1 protein-coding gene and 1 pseudogene are annotated in these 2855 nt (G+C 50.7%); both read left to right on the top strand.

The annotated features are described in order from the left end of the window. Positions 1–1096: DUF512 domain-containing protein (locus OEM52_14715; GenBank protein MDK9701386.1), on the top strand; the 1096-nt coding region annotated here is incomplete at its 5' end. A 142-nt stretch (positions 1097–1238) separates the two neighbouring features. Next, positions 1239–2531 (top strand): annotated as a pseudogene (gene der / locus OEM52_14720) (ribosome biogenesis GTPase Der). Positions 2532–2855 lie beyond the last annotated feature (324 nt).

The raw sequence follows: 2855 nt of genomic DNA on the forward strand, positions 1-2855 counted from the left end.
AATCACGCTTCCGCCGCTTGCGATTCGCCAGTGTCGGAACAAATGCGTATTCTGTTTTGTCGATCAACAGCCGCCGGAAATGCGGCGGACGCTCCACATCAAGGATGACGATTACCGGTACAGCTTCCTCCACGGCAACTTCATAACGATGACCAATGTGCAGGAAGCGGAGCTTGATCGGATCATCGAAGAGAAATTATCGCCGCAATACATCTCGGTACATGCGACGAATACCGCCGTTCATCAACTGTTACTTGGCATCGAGAAACCTGATCCCGTCGTCCCGAAAATTGAGAAGTTGGTGCGCGGCGGCGTTACGGTACATGCTCAAATCGTAGTCATTCCCGAATGGAACGACGGCGATATTTTGCGGGAATCGGTCGATACGTTAGGAAAACTTCTCACCGACGATGGTACGTTAGCTTTGGTGCCGGTCGGCTTAACGAAGTATCGGCGCGGATTGGAAGAACTGCGCACACCCACTCCCGACGAAGCGCGCGCCGTTATCGAACAGCATTGGTATTGGCGTGACGAATTTGCGAAGACGCGTCCCAACCAAAATCCGTTGGTCTATTGCGCCGACGAGTGGTTTTGCATCGCGGAGATCGAGCCGCCTGCCGCCGAGTACTACGGTAGGTTCGATCAAATCGAAAACGGGGTCGGGATGATGCGGAAAATGGAACTCGATACCATTGCCGAAGCACCGCGATGGATCAAACGGTTGCCGCGCGATGTCAAGTGGACGTGGCTTACCGGACATTCGGCGGCGGTTTGGCTCCGGGAACGGATAGCCCCGATTATCATGCAGCAGGTTCCCCAATTGACGATTGAAGTTATCGAAACAAAAAACGTATTTTGGGGAGATGTTGTAACTGTCGCGAATTTGTTAACCGGGCAGGACATCTGGCAGCAATTGGAGAAACATGGGAACCTCGGCGACTTAATCGTGATTCCCCCCGATGTCGTCAACGGCGATGGGCTCTTCCTTGACGATTGGACATTGACCGAGTTACAGGGAGCGGTGGTCCACCCGCCGGTAGTTACCTATCCCGGCAGTTTTGCCCCATTGCTTCGCAAAATGCTGTCTGTCAATTAGTTTTTCAATTGTACACTGTAGCTCAGACAATCTTGTCTGAGCAACTTTACAGAATTCTTATTAACTATCGTGTCACAACAAAATGTCAGAATAACTCAGAAAAATTGATCTGAGAATCGGAACCATGAGACGACCATTAGTAGCAATTATCGGACGACCCAACGTTGGCAAATCAACGTTGTTCAATCGCTTTACTCGCAGCCGCAACGCCATTGTCGACGATCAACCGGGTGTCACCCGTGATCGTTTGTACGGCGTGGCAGAATGGGGTGAGCGAGCCTTCGACGTCGTCGATACCGGCGGTATTGTGCTCGGTTCGATGGCGCAGATCGAAGCCGGTATCCGCGATCAGGCCTTTTTTGCCGCTCAGGAAGCTGACCTTTCCTTGTTGCTGGTCGATGCGGTCACGGGCCCAGCCGAAGAGGATATGCGGATCGCGAAGCAATTACTCAAAGCGCAACGTCCACTAATCGTCGTCGCCAACAAAGCCGATAACCCGCAATTGGAATGGAATAGCGGACAATTCCTCCGGCTCGGCGCCGGTGAACCGTTTCCTATCTCAGCGTTGCATGGCAGAAATGTTTGGGAATTAGTCGATGCGATTTATGAGAAAATTCCTGAAGCGGTTTTCGCACTCGAACCTCCGTTTGATTATCGTATCGCGATTGTTGGTCGTCCGAATTCCGGGAAATCCTCCCTCGTGAATTTATTGGTGGGAGAAGACCGAATGTTGGTTGCTGATATGGCTGGCACCACTCGCGACGCCGTCGATTCCCGTATCCGTTTTCAAGAAAAGACGATTGTCATTACCGATACCGCTGGATTACGTCGCCGGGGAAAAGTCGACCGCGGACTCGAACAATTCGCCATGATTAAAAGCTACCGTGCCTTGGATAATGCTGACGTCGCGATCTGTATGGTCGATGGCGTGGTTGGCTTTGGCACTACCGACGATGCGATTCTCGATTATGCGTGGAACAAAGGGGTCGGTATAATCGTCGCTGTAAATAAATGGGATGCTGTCGATAAGAACGAACAATCTACTCGTGAAAAAGAGCAGGAATTTAAAGATCGCTACCCACATCTCGAATCGGTGCCGATCAGATTTGTTTCGGTTCACGAAAAGCAACGCATTTTTAAGACTGTCGAACAAGCAATTCAAGTTGCAGAAATGCGGAAAACAAAAATCTCGACCAGTAAGTTAAATGCGTGGATTGAACCGCTCTGGAAAGGACGCCCACCACCCGCAGTGAAGGCGCGTACCATCCGTGTTAAGTACATCACTCAGATCAAAACCGAACCGCCGCGCTTTGCGCTATTCTGCTCTCATGCAGCGTTGGTACCTGATCAGTACAAGAGGTTCATCGAACGGCAGTTCCGAGAAAAGTTTGGCTTTGCCGGTGTTCCCGTACGCTTTGAATACCGCCAAAAGTAATCTCAGATTTCCATTATTTGTAGGGGCGAATTGCAATTCGCCCTTTTTCTTTTTGTGTGGTCACGACATTCCTGTCGTAGTGGTTACGGGCTTCCACGCCCGTACCGTAGGGGCGGCTGGCAGCCGCTCTTTTCTTTGTGCGATTTATTTTTACTGCGAGAACCCTTTGACTTAAAAACCACTGTTAGTACATTGCAATTACTTCAAAGATTCCGGGAGGTTGCGATGCGAATGTTTGCTTTACGGTTACTCTTCGTACTGCTGTGCGGTCTACCGGTCTACACCATCGTTACGGATGCTCTCTCTGCTTCCCATCGCTCGCAA

The sequence above is a fragment of the bacterium genome (genome assembly GCA_030247525.1).
In the GTDB taxonomy this organism is placed as follows: domain Bacteria; phylum Electryoneota; class JAOADG01; order JAOADG01; family JAOADG01; genus JAOTSC01.